A 15097-nucleotide genomic window follows, 5' to 3' on the forward strand; every position below is an offset into this window, starting at 1 on the left:
GCCCTGGCGCGTCCTGCTGTGCCAGGATCTTGCCCGTAGCCGTACGCAGGAGAACGTCGTACGCGTGAGAACGAAACGGGGAGCGGGATGAGCGAGCAGAATCCATACGCGTCGGGGGACTACCGGTGGGGCCCGCAGCAGCAGCCCGGTGCGCCGGGCTACGGCTACCCCAACGAGGCTGCGGGCTACGGCTATCCGCACGCGGGCCCCGGGTACATCCCGCCCCAGCCGGCCGGCCTCCCCGTCCTCGTCGGGGGCGGCGCGCCGCTGGTGTCCATCGGCGACATCACCGTCGTCCAGGACGGCGTCATCACGCCGGCCGGCACCCTGCCGCTGCGCGGTTCGGTCTGGAACGCGACGGACATGTCCCGCACGGAGGAACGCATCCCGCCGGTCGCCATCGTGCTGGCGATCGTCTTCGCCGTGTTCTGTCTGCTGGGTCTGTTCTTCCTCCTCATGAAGGAGAAGAAGACGGTGGGCTTCATCCAGGTCACGGTGACCAGCGGTGGCCGCCACCACGCGACCATGGTCCCGGCCACCGGCCCGGACACCTTCCACCTGGTCATGGGCCGGCTGAACTACGCGCGTTCGCTGAGCACCATGTGATGACCCCACCCCGCGCTTGAACATGTTCAAAAGTAGGTCTACAGTCCATGACATCAGCTTTTGAACGCGTTCAAGGGAGGGTGGGGCATGGACCTCACAGTGGTCGCGTACATCGTTTATCTCGTCCTGAGCGTCTCGCTGACCGTCTGGGTCGCCCGGACGCTCAGCAAGAACGGGCGGGTGTTCCTGGCGGACGTACTGCACGGGAACGAGAAGCTCGCAGAGGCCGTCAACCACCTGCTGGTGGTGGGCTTCTACCTGGTCAACCTGGGATTTGTGGCGCTGTACCTCCAGGACGACACCACCATCACCGACGCCCGGGGAGTCTTCGAGGCGCTGTCGAGGAAGCTGGGCGTGGTGCTGCTCGTCCTCGGTGGGATGCACCTCGGCAATGTCTACGCACTGAACAAGTTCCGCCGGCGCGGGATCATGGACCGCGAGCAGACCCCGCCGGTGGCCCCGCAGGGCTGGGTCGCGCCGACCCCCGGGGTCTGAGCGGCGGTGGGCGGGATCCCGGTCACCGGACTGACCGTGCTGTACGACGCGCAGTGTCCGCTCTGTGTCCACCTGCGGCACTGGCTGTTGCGTCAACCGCAGCTCGTACCCCTGCAACTGGTTCCGGCGGCCTCCGCCGAGGCCATGGCACGCTTCCCCGGGATCGACCACCGGGCCACGCTGGAGGAGATCACCGTGATCGGTGACCGGGGCCAGATCTACCGGGGACCCGCCGCCTGGATCGTGTGCCTCTGGGCCCTGGCCGGCCACCGGGCCAAGGCCAACTGGCTCGCCACCCCGGCCGGGGCACCGTTCGTCCGGGTCGCCATGCTGTCCGCGGCGAAGTACCGGGACGTCACCGCACCGCCCTGCGGTGAACGGTGCGAGATCCCCGGCTAGGCTCGGTCACCGTGACAGCAGCGAAGGCCCCCAAGAGCGAGCAGACCCGCACGCTCATCCTCGAAACCGCGCTCCGGCTCTTCCAGGAGCGCGGTTACGACAAGACGACCATGCGGGCCATCGCCCAGGAGGCCGGAGTCTCCGTCGGGAACGCGTATTACTACTTCTCCAGCAAGGAGCACCTGGTCCAGGGCTTCTACGACCGGATCGGCGCCGAGCACCGGGCCGCGGTGCGCAAGGTGCTGGACCACGAGACGGACCTGGAGACCCGGCTCGCCGGGGTGCTGACCGCGTGGGTGGAAGTCGCCTCGCCGTACCACGAGTTCGCCGCGCAGTTCTTCAAGAACGCGGCCGATCCGGAGAGTCCGCTCAGCCCCTTCTCCACCCAGTCGGAGCCCGCCCGGGAGGCGGCCATCTCCATCCACCGGGAAGTCCTCGCAGGCGCCAAGGCGAAGGTGCCCGCGGATCTGGTGGACGTGCTCCCCGAGCTGATGTGGCTGTCCCAGATGGGCCTGGTCCTCTACTGGGTCTTCGACCGCTCGCCCGACCGCGAACGGACCCGCCGGCTCGCGGGCCGGGGGGCGCGGCTCACCACGCGGGGCATCGCGCTCGCGCGGTTCCGGGTGCTGCGACCGTTGGTGCACGAGGTGCACGAACTGTTCACCGACTTCCTGCCCGGCATGGCGGAAACCGCCGCCGCCCGCAAGCGGCCCTGAGGCCCGGGAGCCGGCCCTACAGCCAGCCCAGTTCCCAGATGCGCCAGACCCCGGTCCCGTCCGAGAGGTACTGCGCCCCCGAAACGTCGTTGTTCGACAGCACATAGTCCTTGCGCTGCCACAGCGGGATCACCGGCACGTCGTCGGCCACCACGTCCTGCATCGACTTGAAATCCTCGGCGGTACGGCCGCGGTCCGTGTACTGCTGGGTCTGGCTGATCAGCTTGTCGACCTGCTTGTTGCTGTAGCCGTTGTAGAGGCTGTTGCCGGTGCCGATGAGCGGCTGGGAGTAGTTGTCGGCATCCGGGTAGTCCGCGATCCAGCCGACGGTGTACGCGTCGAACTTGCCGGCCTTGTAGCCGTCCTGGAACTTCGTCCAGTCGGTCATGCCGACCAGCTTGACCTTGAAGAGACCCCCGGCGTCCAGCTGCTTCTTCAGCAGCGCGGCCTCGGCGTCGGTGACGCTGGTCCGTGAGTACGCCATGCTGAACTTCACCGGGGTCTGCACCCCGGCGTCCCGCAGCAGCTGCCCGGCCTTCGTGACGTCGACCTTCGGGTACGCGTCGAAGAAGGCGGTGCTGTGGCCGGTGAAGCCCTGCGGGATCAGCGAGTAGAGCGGCTCCACCGTGCCGCTGTACACCTGCTCGGCGATCTGCGCCCGGTCGACCAGGAGGGCCGCGGCCCTGCGCACCTCGGTGTCGGCCAGCGCCGCGCTCTTGCGCACATTGAAGACCAGGTTGCGGATCTCGCTGCCGGTGGCCTCGGTGACGTGGGCGTTCGGGTCACCCGGGGAGAGCTGCGCCAGCATCGCGGGCGGCATCTCCCGGTGGGCCACGTCGATTTGCTTGTTCTTCCAGGCGGCGTCGAGCTGGTCCGGCTGCTTGAAGTAGTGGATCTCGATCGGCACGCCGGTCTTCTTGATGGCGCCCTGGTACTTCGGGTTCGGCTCCAGCAGCGCGCTCACCCCGTCCTTGTAGGACTTGAGCACGTACGGCCCGGAACCGACCACCGTGTCGCCGGGGCGTTCCTTGTTCTGGGGGTACTCGGTGTGGTCCACGATCGCGCCACCGCCGGTGGCGATCTTCGAAGCGAAGGTCGCGTCCCGGGACTTGAGGTGGAAGGTGACCTTGTCGCCCGCCGCCTCGACGTTCTTGAGGGTGGCGAACAGCGGCGCGGGCCCGTTACCGTCCTTCATCCTCAGCACCCGGTTGAACGAGAACGCCGCGTCCTGCGCGGTCACTTTGTGACCGTTGGAGAATGTCAGATCGTCACGCATGGTGCAGGTGAATGTACGCAGCGCGTTATCAGTGAATTCACAGCTTCGGGCGGCGTCCGGAACCGGCTGGGCCGACCCGATGTCAAAAGTCATCAATGACTGGTAAAGGCTGCTGTACAAAGCCCACGAGCCGGCGTCGTAAGCCTCGGCCGGGTCCAGCGACGAGACGACATCAGTGGTCCCGATGGTGATCGGGTCCTTCCTCCCACCGTCGTCGGGCAACAACTGCCAAGCGCCGATACCGACACACGCCAGAACGACGCACATTGCCAGAATCCGCATTCGGATCGAACGCATGGTGCTGTACCCCTCAACCCACCCTGTGGACGCACGGATCGTCGCGCGTCAAACCAAAGTCGGCGCTAACCCAACCACACGAAATTCACAAGTGGAAGAGAAAATCTCCACGGGACGCCAACTCGTTGGACGCACCCCGGGTGGTAACGCATACGGCGTGTCCTGCGGGTCATGCCGCGGAGCGCCGGGGTGAAAGCGCGCGCAGTCCGCGGAACCCGATCACGCCCACCGCCGTCCCCAGAAGGAAGGACGTGATGGCGAGCAGCAGATGCACCCAGAAGTAGGCGGTCGGGTCGCCCGCGTCGTTGAAGGCGAGCCCGCTGCCGTCCTTCCACAGGTTCTTGACGAAAGTGATCCAGATGAACCAGCTCCACACCCCGAACGCGAGCAGGAACCAGGAGACGGGTCGGCTGAGCTTCATACGTTCAGTATCGACCGCGTACTCCGGGCGGCTGCTGCCGGGTGGCCCGGCAGGGGTCACCGTGCGGCGGGTCACACCCGCGGTGAACGGCCGTCCGGTCGTGCCCTGTACGTTCACCACCGTGTCTGCTGTGAAAAAGACCGCCCTGACGGTCCTCGCCACGTCGTTCCTCTCCGCTCTCTGCGCGGTGCCCGCGTCGGCCGCGACGGCGGACGATCCGAAGCCGCCCGCTTCCATGTCGACCGTCGGTGGCGACCGGCTCGGTCTGCCCGGTACGCAGGTGAATCTCGGCTCCGCCGGAGCGCTGCCGAAGAAACTGACCGGACGCTCGTGGATCGTCGCGGACGCCGAGTCCGGCGATGTCCTGGCCTCGCACAACGCGCACTGGAAGCTGCCTCCGGCGTCCACCCTCAAGATGCTCTTCGCGGACACCGTGATGCCTCGTTTCCCGAGCACCGAGACGCACAAGGTGGCGCCGTCCGACCTGGCGGGCATGGGCGAGGGCAGCAGCCTGGTGGGCATCAAGGAAGGACTCACCTACACGGTCCACGACCTCTGGCTCGGCGTCTTCCTGCGGTCCGGCAACGATGCGGTACACGTGCTGGCCGCGATGAACCACGGCGTGGCCAAGACGGTCGGCGACATGCAGAAGCACGCCCAGGACCTGCGGGCGCTGGACACCCAGGTGGTCTCCCCGGACGGCTACGACGCCCCCGGGCAGGTCTCCAGCGCGTACGACCTGACGCTCTTCGCGCGCAGCGGGCTGCAGAAGAAGGACTTCCGCGAGTACTGCTCGACGTCCACCGCGCAGTTCCCGGGGCTGCAGAAGAAGGGCAAGAAGCGGGAGACCTTCGGCATCCAGAACACCAACCGGCTACTGACCGGCGCCGACGGCGTCACCCAGTACCGGGGCATCGCCGGAGTGAAGAACGGCAACACCTCGAACGCCGGGGCGACCTACACGGCCGTCGCCGAGCGCGGCAACCATGTGCTGCTGGTGACCGTGATGAACCCGAGCTCGACGGAGAGCCAGGCGGTCTACAAGGAAGCCGCCCGGCTGCTCGACTGGGGCTTCGCCGCCGAGGGCAAGGTGACGCCGGTGGGCCAACTCGTCGCGCCGGTGTCGGCGACCCCGGTGAAGCAGCCGTCGAAGAGCCCGACGCCCGCCAGCAAGCAGCCCCCGGCGCAGGCCGCGGCCACCTCGCGGACGAACGGTTCGGGCCAGGGAGTGGGGATGGCCCTCTCCATCGCCGGCGGGGCGGTGGTACTGCTGGCGGCGGGGGTGTTCCTGGTCAATCGTCGGTGGCCGCTGCCGGATCTGGTACGACGTTTTCCACGTCGCTGATCCGCTCGCCCTTCCCGTTCCCCGTCGCCGACCAGGCCGCGCAGTACAGCAACAGCTTCACGGTGAAGCTGATCCACAGCAACAGGGCCACCGGGACGCCGAAGGCGCCGTACATACTCTTCGATGCGACCCCCCGCAGATAGCCGCTGAGCAGCAGTTTCAGCAGCTCGAAGCCGAATGCGCCGATCAGCCCGGCGGTGATCAGCCGACGCCGGGGAGGTTCCACTCCGGGCAGCAGCGTCAGGACGTACATCAGCACCAGGAAGTCGGCGAGCACGGCGAGCGCGAAGGCCGCGGACTGCAGCAGCGCGCCACCCCAGCCGCTGTCGTGCAGACCGATACGGTCGGCGATCCATCCGATGGCCGTGGAGCCGACGGCGGAAGCGCCGAACGAGACGACCACGGCGCCGCCCATCCCGATCAGGATGCCGCCGTCCTTGAGCTTGCGCAGCACCGGATTGCCCTCGTCGGCGTTGTCGAGCTCCCAGACGGCACGCAGGCAGTCCCGCGTCGATCCGACCCAGCCGATACCGGTGAAGATCAGCAGCGCTCCGGCGACGACCCCGACCGTGCCCGCGTTGGCCACCAGCGAGTTCAGGTCGAGCTGGTTCGAGATGCCGGGTACCTGTTCGGCGATCCGGTGCTGCAAGGTGTGCAGTTGACCGGTGGACAGCAGGGCGGCGCCGATCGCCGCGCCGACGGTGATCAGCGGGAAGATCGCCAGAAAGCTGACAAAGGTGATCGCGGCGGCGAGCCGGGTCCAGTGCACCCGGTCGAGGGTCTCGTACGAACGCCAGGCGTGCGTACGCATCAGGCGAACCACCCAGGGGCCGATAACGGGAAGCTTCGTCAGCCAGTCCATGGCATCCGCCTACCCCGCCGGCCGGCCCTCACAGGTGCGCGACCGCCAGGGCGTACAGGCCGGTCCAGGTCACGCCGATGAACGCCAGCGCCCGGTCGTGCAGCACCACGTCCTCGGGTGCTCCGGCGATGCCGCGGTCGGCGAAGACCGCATACCGCAGGACGGCCAGGATGAACGGGATCATCGACAGCTGACGCCACGGCAGCAGGCCGTCATGGGATGTGCCGCCGCCCTCCATGGCCCAGAGGCAGTAGGCGAGGACGGCGACACCGGCCGCCAGCTGCCAGACGAAGCGCAGGTAGCCGGTGGTGTATTCGGAGAGCAGGGCGCGGGTCGCCGCCCCACCGTTCATCTGGACCGACTCGGAGTAGCGCTTGGCGGAGACCATGAAGAGCGCCCCGAAGCCGGCGGTGATCAGGAACCAGCGGGAGAGCGGAATGCCGAGGGCCACGCCGCCGATCATCGCCCGCATCAGGAAGCCGGCGGTCACCACCACGAGGTCGACCACGAGGACATGCTTCAGGCTGACGCAGTAGGCGAGTTGCATGGTGATGTACCCGACGAGCAGCACGGCCGTCATGGTGTTGCAGTACCGGAAGGCGGCGACGGTGGAGAGGGCGGCCAGCAGTGCTCCCGCCGCGTAGGCGACGGAGACCGGTACCTGTCCGGCGGCCACCGGGCGATGGCGCTTGACGGGGTGTGCGCGGTCGGCCTCGGCGTCCTTGGCGTCGTTCACCAGATAGACGGCGGAGGCCGCGGCCGTGAACAGGACGAAGACGAGCGTCAGTCGGGCGCCGGTGCCGTGCGAGAGCAGCCGGCCGGCCGCGGCGGGTGCGGCGACGACCAGCATGTTCTTGACCCACTGACGGGGGCGGGCCGTCCTGAGCAGGCCCAGCGCCAGCCCGAGCGTCCCGCCCGGCCCCGTGCGGTCGGGCGCCAGGGGTGGCGACGCTTCGCCGAGGAGGACGGCGGTCTGCTCGGACACTTCAGACATGGGTGCCTCGCATCCATTTCGCACCGAGCCGGGCGGTCAACCCGCCCAGCAGGGCGCCCGCGGCGACATCGGTCGGATAGTGCACGCCCGCGACGAGCCGTGACACGCACATCGCGGCGGCGAGCGGCGGTACGACATGACGACCCGCCGGTCCCAGCGCGCCGAAGACGACGGCGGCCGCGACCGCGGACGAGGCGTGCGAGCTGGGAAAGGAGTGGCGGCCCGCGGTGCGTACGAGGGGCGGCCGGGCCCGGACGGGTGGGCGCGGGCGGCGTACCACCCGCTTGACGCCCATGCTCGCCAGCTGGGCGGCGGCGATCAGCGCGGTGGCCCGCAGCCAGGCGCCGCGGCGGGCCCGGTCGGCAAGGGCGCCGCCGAGCCCGGCGGTGAGCCACAGGGCGCCGTGTTCGCCACTGAAGGACAGGGCGCGGGCAGCGGCAGCCACCCGTGGGTCGGTACCGCAGTCGCGCATCACCGACAGCAGCCGGTGGTCGGCGTCGACGGACCACATCGCGTCACCCCTTCTCCGGACAGGATTCCGGCCGGACGGCCGTACATCGGGGAAAGATTCTTGTATGACATATCCCCGGAAGCACGCCTATAGCTACTGACACCCCCTCAATCACCCGTTTCCGCCCATACACCAGCGATACGGTCGGCTCATGCCTGCCGAAACCACCGTGTCACCCACGGCGTCGCCTACAACGCCACCCGCTGTGTCACCCCCCGCGTCGCCCCCCGTGTCCGCCGGCCCCGGAATGCTGAGTCCCGTGACCGGCTGGGGGCGCACCGCTCCCACCGCCGCACACCTGATCCGCCCGCGCAGCTACGAAGAGGCGGCCGCCGCGGTGCGCGGCTGCGGGGCACGCGGTTCGATCGCCCGGGGACTCGGCCGCGCCTACGGTGACGCGGCGCAGAACGCGGGCGGCGCGGTGCTCGACATGACGGGCCTCGACCGCATCCGCTCCATCGACGTCGACGCCGGTGTGGTGGTGTGCGACGCGGGGGTCAGCCTGCACCGGCTGATGGAAGTGCTGCTGCCGCTGGGCTGGTTCGTACCGGTCACGCCGGGGACCCGGTACGTCACGGTGGGCGGTGCGATCGGCGCGGACATCCACGGCAAGAACCACCACGTCTCCGGCTCGTTCTCGCGCCATGTCCGCTCGCTCGACCTGCTGACCTCGGACGGTTCGGTCCACACGACCACCCCGGGCACCGTGCTCTTCGACGCGACGGCGGGCGGGATGGGGCTGACCGGAGTGATTCTCTCGGCGACCGTCCAGCTGCTCCCGGTCGAGACCTCCCTGATCTCGGTGGACACCGAACGGGCCACCGATCTGGACGACCTGATGGCCCGGCTGACCGCGAGCGACCACCGCTACCGCTACTCGGTGGCGTGGATCGACCTGCTGGCGCGGGGCGCGGCCACCGGGCGCTCGGTGCTCACCCGCGGCGACCACGCGCCGCTGGACGCACTCCCGGCGCGCGCCCGGCGCACACCGCTGTCCTTCCGGCCGGGAACGCTCCCCGCGCCGCCGTCCTTCCTCCCGGAGGGCCTGCTGGGCCGCGGCTCGGTCTCGCTCTTCAACGAACTCTGGTACCGCAGAGCGCCGCGCAGGCGCACCGGCGAGCTGCAGCGCCTGGCCGCCTTCTTCCACCCGCTGGACGGAGTTCCGCAGTGGAACCGTGTCTACGGACGCAGTGGCTTCGTCCAGTACCAGTTCGTCGTCGGCCACGGGCAGGAGGAGACGCTGCGCAAGATTGTCGGCCGCATCGCCCTGCGCGGCTGCCCCACCTTCCTGGCGGTCCTGAAACGCTTCGGTGACGGCGATCCCGGCTGGCTGTCCTTCCCGGTTCCGGGCTGGACGCTGGCACTGGACATCCCGGCGCGTCTCAGCGGGCTCGGCGCCTTCCTCGACGAGCTGGACGAGGAGGTGGCCGCCGCCGGCGGCCGCGTCTACCTGGCGAAGGACTCCCGGCTACGGCCGGACCGGCTGGCGGCCATGTATCCGCGGCTGGCCGACTTCCGCGCACTGCGCGCGGAGCTGGACCCGACGGGGGTCTTCACGTCGGACCTGTCCCGTCGCCTCGGACTCTGAGCCGTCTCCGGCCTGTGCAGCTTCCCGCGGCCCGTGCCGCATCCGCCCCTGCCGCATCCTCCGCGCCAATCCGCTCCTAAGGACCTCGCCCATGAAAGACGCCTTCGGTGCCCCGCAGTCCCTGCTGATCCTCGGTGGCACCTCCGAGATCGCCCTGGCCACCGCTCGCCGGCTGGTGGCCCGCCGCACCAGGACGGTCTGGCTGGCGGGACGCCGGTCCGCCGCCCTCGACGAAGCCGCGGCCCAGCTGCGGAAGCTGGGCACGGAGGTCCGCACAGTCGATTTCGACGCCCTGGACCCGTCCTCCCACGAGAAGACACTGGGCAAGGTGTTCGCCGAGGGCGACATCGACATGGTCCTGCTGGCCTTCGGCATCCTCGGCGACCAGGCCCGGGACGAAAGCGCCCCGCTCTCCGCGGTGAAGGTCGCGCAGACCAACTACACGGGGGCCGTTTCGGCGGGTCTGATCTGCGCGAAGGCCCTGCAGGGCCAGGGCCACGGCTCCCTGGTGGTGCTCTCCTCGGTGGCGGGCGAGCGAGCCCGCCGGGCGAACTTCATCTACGGCTCGAGCAAGGCGGGCCTGGACGCCTTCGCCCAGGGTCTGGGCGATGCCCTGCACGGCACCGGGGTGCATGTGATGGTGGTCCGCCCCGGCTTCGTACGGTCCCGGATGACGGCGGGCCTGGCGGAGGCCCCGCTGGCCACCACGCCGGAAGCGGTGGCGGCGGCGATCGAGATCGGCCTCCGCCGCCGCTCCGAAACGGTCTGGGTGCCCGGCGCGCTGCGGGTCGTGATGTCGGCGGTACGGCACGCTCCGAGGCCGCTGTTCCGACGTCTGCCGATGTGAGTCAGTGCCCGGCGGCGGGGCTCTTTCCGGCGGGCTACGGATGCGAGGCGGCGGTCCACGGGCGGGAGGCGGCGGGGGTATCGCGCGATACGTTCGGCCCGGGAACGACTCCGCCCCCGCCGCCGAACGCGTACTCCCGCAGCTTGCGCCACACCGAGTCCGCGCCCTGCTCGTACAGCGCGAACGACCCGCAGGTCCACATGGCCTCGAACGAGGAGAGTGCCTCGTACGCCCGGTCCATCGCCTCCTCGGAGATGCCGTGCGCCACTGTCACATGCGGGTGATACGGGAAGGACAGCTCGCGCACCAGCGGACCCGATGCGTCCCTGATCTGCTGTTGCAGCCAGGAACAGGCCGACCCGCCGGTGACCACCTGCACGAAGACGACCGGCGACAGCGGCCGGAAGGTGCCCGTCCCGTACAGCCGCATCGGAAACGCCCGGTTCGCCGCGGCGACCGACGCCAGGTGAGCCTCGATCGCGGGCAGCGACCTCGGATCGGCCTCCGTCGGCGGCACCAGAGTGACGTGGGTGGGGATGCCGTGCGCGGCGGAATCCCCGAAGCCCGCGCGCTGCTCCTGGAGCAGGCTGCCGTACGGCTCCGGGACCGCGATCGAAACGCCGAGCGTTACGGTCCCCACATCGTTCTCCTCCGCTGTCTGACGCTGTCTGATGCCTGGGTGTGCGGTTCGGCTGTGCTCGGTGTCGCTGTGTGCGGTGTCGCTGTGTGCAGTGTGGCGGGCGGGCCGGACCTCTGACCAGAGTCCAAGGTCACGAGCCCGGCTCAGTGCTTGGCGGGCAGGAAGCCGACCCGGTCGTACGCCTGCGCCAGGGTCTCGGCGGCGACCGCGCGGGCCTTCTCCGCACCCTTGGCCAGGATCGAGTCCAGCGTCTCCGGGTCGTCCAGATATTCCTGGGTGCGGGTCCTGAAGGGCACCACGAAGTCGGCGACGATCTCCGCGAGGTCACCCTTGAGCGCGCCGTACATCTTGCCTTCGTACTGCCGCTCGAGCTCGGCGATGCCGGTGCCGGTGAGCGTCGAGTGGATCGTCAGCAGATTCGACACGCCGGGCTTCGCCACGGTGTCGTAGCGGATCACCGTTTCGGTGTCGGTGACCGCGCTCCTGACCTTCTTCGCCGAGACCTTCGGCTCGTCGAGCAGGCTGATCAGGCCCTTGGGCGAGACGGCCGATTTGCTCATCTTGGCGCTCGGATCCTGCAGGTCGTAGATCTTCGCCGTCTCCTTGAGGATGTACGGCTCGGGAACGGTGAAGGTCGCACCGAAGCGGCTGTTGAAACGATCCGCCAGGTCGCGGGTCAGCTCGACGTGCTGACGCTGGTCCTCACCGACCGGGACCTGATTGGCCTGGTAGAGCAGGATGTCGGCGACCTGGAGGATCGGATAGGTGAACAGGCCGACGGTCGCGCGGTCGGCGCCCTGCCGGGCGGACTTGTCCTTGAACTGCGTCATGCGCGAGGCCTCGCCGAACCCGGCGATGCAGTTCATGATCCAGGCCAGCTGGGCGTGCTCGGGCACATGGCTCTGGACGAAGAGGGTGCAGCGCTCCGGGTCGAGCCCGGAGGCCAGCAGCTGGGCGACGGCGAGCCGGGTGTTGGCCCGCAGCTCGGCCGGGTCCTGCGGCACGGTGATCGCGTGCAGGTCGACCACCATGTAGAAGGCGTCGTGCGACTCCTGCAGGGCCACCCACTGGCGCACCGCGCCGAGGTAGTTGCCGAGGTGGAACGAGCCTGACGTGGGCTGGATCCCGGAGAGCACGCGGGGACTTTCAGAGGCCATGTACAGCATTCTCTCAGGTGCGGAACCCATCTCCGTCGCGCGGTGTATCAAAGATGTGAGAACGCGGGAGGGGGGCCACGCCGTAGTCGCGGACGAGGCCGAAGTGATCGCACGCGTAAGAGCCGGGGACGTCCAGGCATACGCGCGGCTGGTGCGTGCGTATACCGGGATCGCCTTACGCACCGCGGCGGCCTTCGGAGCGGGTGCGGAGGCCGAGGACGTGGTGCAGGCGGCCTTCTTCAAGGCTTATCAGGCACTGAGCCGGTTCCGGGAGGGCGCGTCGTTCCGGTCCTGGCTGCTGCGGATCGTGGTGAACGAGACCAGGAACACCGTGCGCTCCGCGGTGCGGTTGCGCTCCGCCACCGGACGCGAGGCCGCGCTGACGGAGGCGGAGCCGCTGATACCGGAGTCGGCCGACCCGGCGGTGGCCGCCATCGACGACGAGCGCAGGAAGCAGTTGCTGGCCGCGCTGGACCGGCTGAGCCCGGAACAGCGCCTGGTCGTCACCTACCGCTACCTGCTGGACATGAACGAGGCGGAAACGGCTGAGGCACTGGGCTGGCCGCGGGGCACCGTGAAGTCGCGGCTGAACCGGGGGCTGAAGAAGCTCGGCCGGCTGTTGCCGCCACCGGAGGGCGATCAGGACGATCCGGAGGGCAGTGAGGAAGGTGCGTGGGGATGACCGACCGGGATGCACGACTCCGCGAGGAGCTGGCTGCGCTGGGCCGCCGGCTCGGCGCGTCGACGGGCTCCGACCTGGTGGCCGACGGGGAATCGATGGCCGAGCGGGTGCTGGCCCAGATCATCGCCGAATCGGTGCCGGCGGGCCTCGCCCCACCGCTTCCCGGGGTGCCCGAGACGGAGGCGCCCGGGCGGTTCACCCGCGCGCGAACCTGGGCCGGAAGGCGGTGGCGGGCAGTGCTCGCGGCGCTCTGCGGACTGCTGGCCGCACTGATACTGAGCCCTCCGGTGCGCGGCGCGGTGGCGGACTGGTTCGGCCCCGGCGGCGTCCCGGTGCGCTATGCCCCGGCCGCGCTCGCACCCACTGGGCAGTCGGTGGACCCGGGCAGGCCCGCTGACCTGGCGCTGGTCATCGCGGCGGGCAGCGGACGATCCGAGACGCTGACCGCCGAGGACGCCGACTTCATCCGGCTCTTCGGGCTGCTGAACCCGCAGTCGACCGACACCGAGCCGGCACCCGAGGACCGGGCACCGCAGGTGCGGGCCAGCGTGGTCTGGGGGCTGAGCGGCGTGGGCGGCTGGCCGCAGACCGACCGGGCGCCGGGCGGAGACATCGCCATCGAGCGGGAGGACCAGGTGATGGTGGCGGACGACTCCACGGTCTGGGTGCGCTCCGACCCCGCGGTCGGCACGCAGGACGACGACCTCCGCTGGCACCGGGTCCCGGCCGATGTGCTCGGTCTGCTGGCGAAGCACAGGCTGCTCGGCCCGCCCACGGCGGAAACCTCCGGGGAGGCGTCCCGGGCGGGCTGGTGGTGGGCGTCGGCGGCCCTGGCGGTGGGAGCGGTCGCCGGATACGGCTGGGCGGTGCTGCGTCGGCGCCGGGATCCGGGCCCTCCGGAGCCGCATCAGCAGTTGATCGACCTGGACGCCTGAGCCGCGACGCGAGGTGCGGTCGCGCGGCGCGTGACCGACGGCGGTAAGCGGCGCATCCTGGCCTGTAGACGGCAGGTTTCGCACCCCGGGCAGGAACGGAGAACCCGTGTCAGTTACGGAAACATCGATCGCCGCCGCCGAGGCGCACAGCGCGCACAACTACCATCCGCTTCCCGTGGTCGTGGCGTCGGCGGACGGTGCCTGGATGACCGATGTCGAGGGGCGCCGTTTCCTCGACATGCTCGCCGGGTACTCGGCGCTCAACTTCGGGCACGGCAACCGCCGGCTGATCGAGGCCGCCAAGGCACAACTGGAGCAGCTCACCCTCACCTCGCGGGCCTTTCACCACGACCGGTTCGCCGCCTTCTGCACCCAGCTCGCCGAGCTGTGCGGAATGGAGATGGTGCTGCCGATGAACACCGGCGCCGAAGCGGTGGAGACCGCGGTGAAGACGGCCCGTAAATGGGGCTACCGGACGAAGGGCGTGCCGGACGGCCGAGCCAAGATCGTCGTCGCGGAGAACAACTTCCACGGCCGCACGACCACCATCATCAGTTTTTCGACGGACCCCGAGGCACGGGCGGACTACGGCCCGTACACGCCGGGCTTCGAGGTCGTCCCGTACGGCGATCCGGCCGCACTGGAGGCGGCGGTCGACGAGGACACCGTGGCCGTGCTCCTCGAGCCGATCCAGGGTGAGGCCGGGGTGCTGGTGCCGCCGGCCGGTTATCTGCCGGGCGTACGGGAGCTGACCAGGGCCAGGAACGTGCTGTTCATCGCCGACGAGATCCAGTCCGGTCTCGGCAGGACCGGCCGGACCTTCGCCTGCGAGCACGAGCACGTCGTGCCGGACGTGTACATCCTGGGCAAGGCACTCGGCGGTGGCGTCGTCCCGGTGTCTGCTGTGGTGTCGTCGGCGGAGGTACTGGGCGTCTTCCAACCGGGCGAGCACGGCTCCACCTTCGGCGGGAACCCGCTGGCCTGCGCGGTCGCCCTGGAGGTCATCGCGATGCTGCGCACCGGAGAGTTCCAGCAGCGGGCGGCCGAGCTGGGCGACCATCTGCACCGCGAACTGGGTCTGCTGGTGGGTGGTGGCTCGGTGGAGGCCGTCCGGGGGCGCGGACTGTGGGCCGGTGTGGACGTTGCCCCGGCCCGCGGCACCGGCCGGGAGATCTCCGAGAAGCTGATGGACCGCGGTGTGCTGGTCAAGGACACCCACGGTTCCACCATTCGGCTCGCCCCGCCCCTGGTGATCAGCAAGGAGGATCTGGACTGGGGCCTGGACCAGCTGCGGACCGTCCTCAGCACCTGACGGCCCCCGCGGGC

General features: G+C 69.7%; 17 protein-coding genes. 10 read left to right on the plus strand and 7 right to left on the minus strand.

Annotated features, from left to right (window positions below):
• Positions 1-87: 87 nt before the first annotated feature.
• The 4 genes from AB0436_RS22915 (at position 88) to AB0436_RS22930 (ending at position 2216) form a co-directional block, all read left to right on the plus strand.
• Positions 88-606, plus strand: a complete 519-nt coding sequence (locus tag AB0436_RS22915) for a hypothetical protein (RefSeq protein ID WP_366469803.1) — start codon at positions 88-90, stop codon at positions 604-606.
• An 87-nt stretch (positions 607-693) separates the two neighbouring features.
• Entirely contained in the window at positions 694-1101 is a 408-nt protein-coding gene (locus AB0436_RS22920) for a hypothetical protein (protein ID WP_366469804.1), read from the plus strand.
• 6 nt (positions 1102-1107) lie between these two features.
• Positions 1108-1500, plus strand: coding sequence for a DUF393 domain-containing protein (locus AB0436_RS22925; RefSeq protein WP_366469805.1), 393 nt, complete (start codon positions 1108-1110; stop codon positions 1498-1500).
• 11 nt (positions 1501-1511) lie between these two features.
• Positions 1512-2216 (plus strand): TetR family transcriptional regulator, encoded by a 705-nt coding sequence (locus tag AB0436_RS22930; RefSeq protein ID WP_366469806.1) that lies wholly within the window; start codon positions 1512-1514, stop codon positions 2214-2216.
• Positions 2217-2232: 16 nt separating this feature from the next.
• Here AB0436_RS22930 and AB0436_RS22935 read toward each other — a convergent pair whose 3' ends face one another.
• Positions 2233-3789, minus strand: a complete 1557-nt coding sequence (locus AB0436_RS22935) for an ABC transporter substrate-binding protein (protein WP_366469807.1) — start codon at positions 3787-3789, stop codon at positions 2233-2235.
• 169 nt (positions 3790-3958) lie between these two features.
• Complete coding sequence (locus AB0436_RS22940; protein ID WP_366469808.1) at positions 3959-4210, minus strand: hypothetical protein; 252 nt, start codon at positions 4208-4210, stop codon at positions 3959-3961.
• A gap of 121 nt (positions 4211-4331) precedes the next feature.
• Between AB0436_RS22940 and AB0436_RS22945 the strand changes: the two genes are divergently transcribed.
• Positions 4332-5555, plus strand: a complete 1224-nt coding sequence (locus tag AB0436_RS22945; RefSeq protein WP_366469809.1) for a D-alanyl-D-alanine carboxypeptidase — start codon at positions 4332-4334, stop codon at positions 5553-5555.
• Here AB0436_RS22945 and AB0436_RS22950 read toward each other — a convergent pair.
• From AB0436_RS22950 to AB0436_RS22960, 3 genes are read right to left on the minus strand one after another with little or no spacing between them, the layout of a single operon-like run.
• Entirely contained in the window at positions 5503-6417 is a 915-nt protein-coding gene (locus tag AB0436_RS22950; RefSeq protein ID WP_366469810.1) for a YihY/virulence factor BrkB family protein, read from the minus strand. The genes AB0436_RS22945 and AB0436_RS22950 overlap by 53 nt on opposite strands.
• A gap of 28 nt (positions 6418-6445) precedes the next feature.
• Positions 6446-7411, minus strand: coding sequence for a decaprenyl-phosphate phosphoribosyltransferase (locus AB0436_RS22955; protein ID WP_366469811.1), 966 nt, complete (start codon positions 7409-7411; stop codon positions 6446-6448).
• Positions 7404-7922 carry a phosphatase PAP2 family protein gene (locus tag AB0436_RS22960; RefSeq protein WP_366469812.1) on the minus strand — a complete coding sequence of 173 codons (519 nt, stop codon included), beginning with the start codon at positions 7920-7922 and terminating at the stop codon, positions 7404-7406. Before AB0436_RS22960 ends, AB0436_RS22955 begins: the two co-directional genes overlap by 8 nt.
• A gap of 247 nt (positions 7923-8169) precedes the next feature.
• Here AB0436_RS22960 and AB0436_RS22965 point away from each other — a divergent pair, with 247 nt between their 5' ends.
• Together AB0436_RS22965 and AB0436_RS22970 are read left to right on the plus strand one after the other, a co-directional pair.
• On the plus strand, positions 8170-9510 hold the full coding sequence (locus AB0436_RS22965) for an FAD-binding oxidoreductase (protein WP_366469813.1): 1341 nt from the start codon (positions 8170-8172) through the stop codon (positions 9508-9510).
• A gap of 91 nt (positions 9511-9601) precedes the next feature.
• Positions 9602-10357 (plus strand): decaprenylphospho-beta-D-erythro-pentofuranosid-2-ulose 2-reductase, encoded by a 756-nt coding sequence (locus AB0436_RS22970; protein WP_366469814.1) that lies wholly within the window; start codon positions 9602-9604, stop codon positions 10355-10357.
• A gap of 34 nt (positions 10358-10391) precedes the next feature.
• Here the strand turns inward: AB0436_RS22970 and AB0436_RS22975 are convergent, their stop codons facing one another.
• Together AB0436_RS22975 and trpS are read right to left on the minus strand one after the other, a co-directional pair.
• Positions 10392-10997 carry a 2'-5' RNA ligase family protein gene (locus tag AB0436_RS22975; RefSeq protein WP_366469815.1) on the minus strand — a complete coding sequence of 202 codons (606 nt, stop codon included), beginning with the start codon at positions 10995-10997 and terminating at the stop codon, positions 10392-10394.
• Positions 10998-11140: 143 nt separating this feature from the next.
• The gene (gene trpS, locus AB0436_RS22980; protein WP_366469816.1) at positions 11141-12154 is read right to left on the minus strand and encodes a tryptophan--tRNA ligase; all 1014 of its coding nucleotides are present in this window, start codon (positions 12152-12154) and stop codon (positions 11141-11143) included.
• Between the two features lie 55 nt (positions 12155-12209).
• Here trpS and AB0436_RS22985 point away from each other — a divergent pair, with 55 nt between their 5' ends.
• The 3 genes from AB0436_RS22985 (at position 12210) to rocD (ending at position 15083) form a co-directional block, all read left to right on the plus strand.
• Positions 12210-12836 carry an RNA polymerase sigma factor gene (locus AB0436_RS22985; protein WP_366469817.1) on the plus strand — a complete coding sequence of 209 codons (627 nt, stop codon included), beginning with the start codon at positions 12210-12212 and terminating at the stop codon, positions 12834-12836.
• Positions 12833-13771 carry a hypothetical protein gene (locus tag AB0436_RS22990; RefSeq protein WP_366469818.1) on the plus strand — a complete coding sequence of 313 codons (939 nt, stop codon included), beginning with the start codon at positions 12833-12835 and terminating at the stop codon, positions 13769-13771. The genes AB0436_RS22985 and AB0436_RS22990 overlap by 4 nt, the downstream gene beginning before the upstream one ends.
• A gap of 106 nt (positions 13772-13877) precedes the next feature.
• Positions 13878-15083: an ornithine--oxo-acid transaminase gene (gene rocD / locus AB0436_RS22995; RefSeq protein ID WP_366469819.1), complete on the plus strand. Its 1206-nt coding sequence runs from the start codon at positions 13878-13880 to the stop codon at positions 15081-15083.
• Positions 15084-15097: the final 14 nt, after the last annotated feature.

Source organism: Streptomyces sp. NPDC051322 (genome assembly GCF_040689485.1).
Lineage (GTDB): Bacteria > Actinomycetota > Actinomycetes > Streptomycetales > Streptomycetaceae > Streptomyces.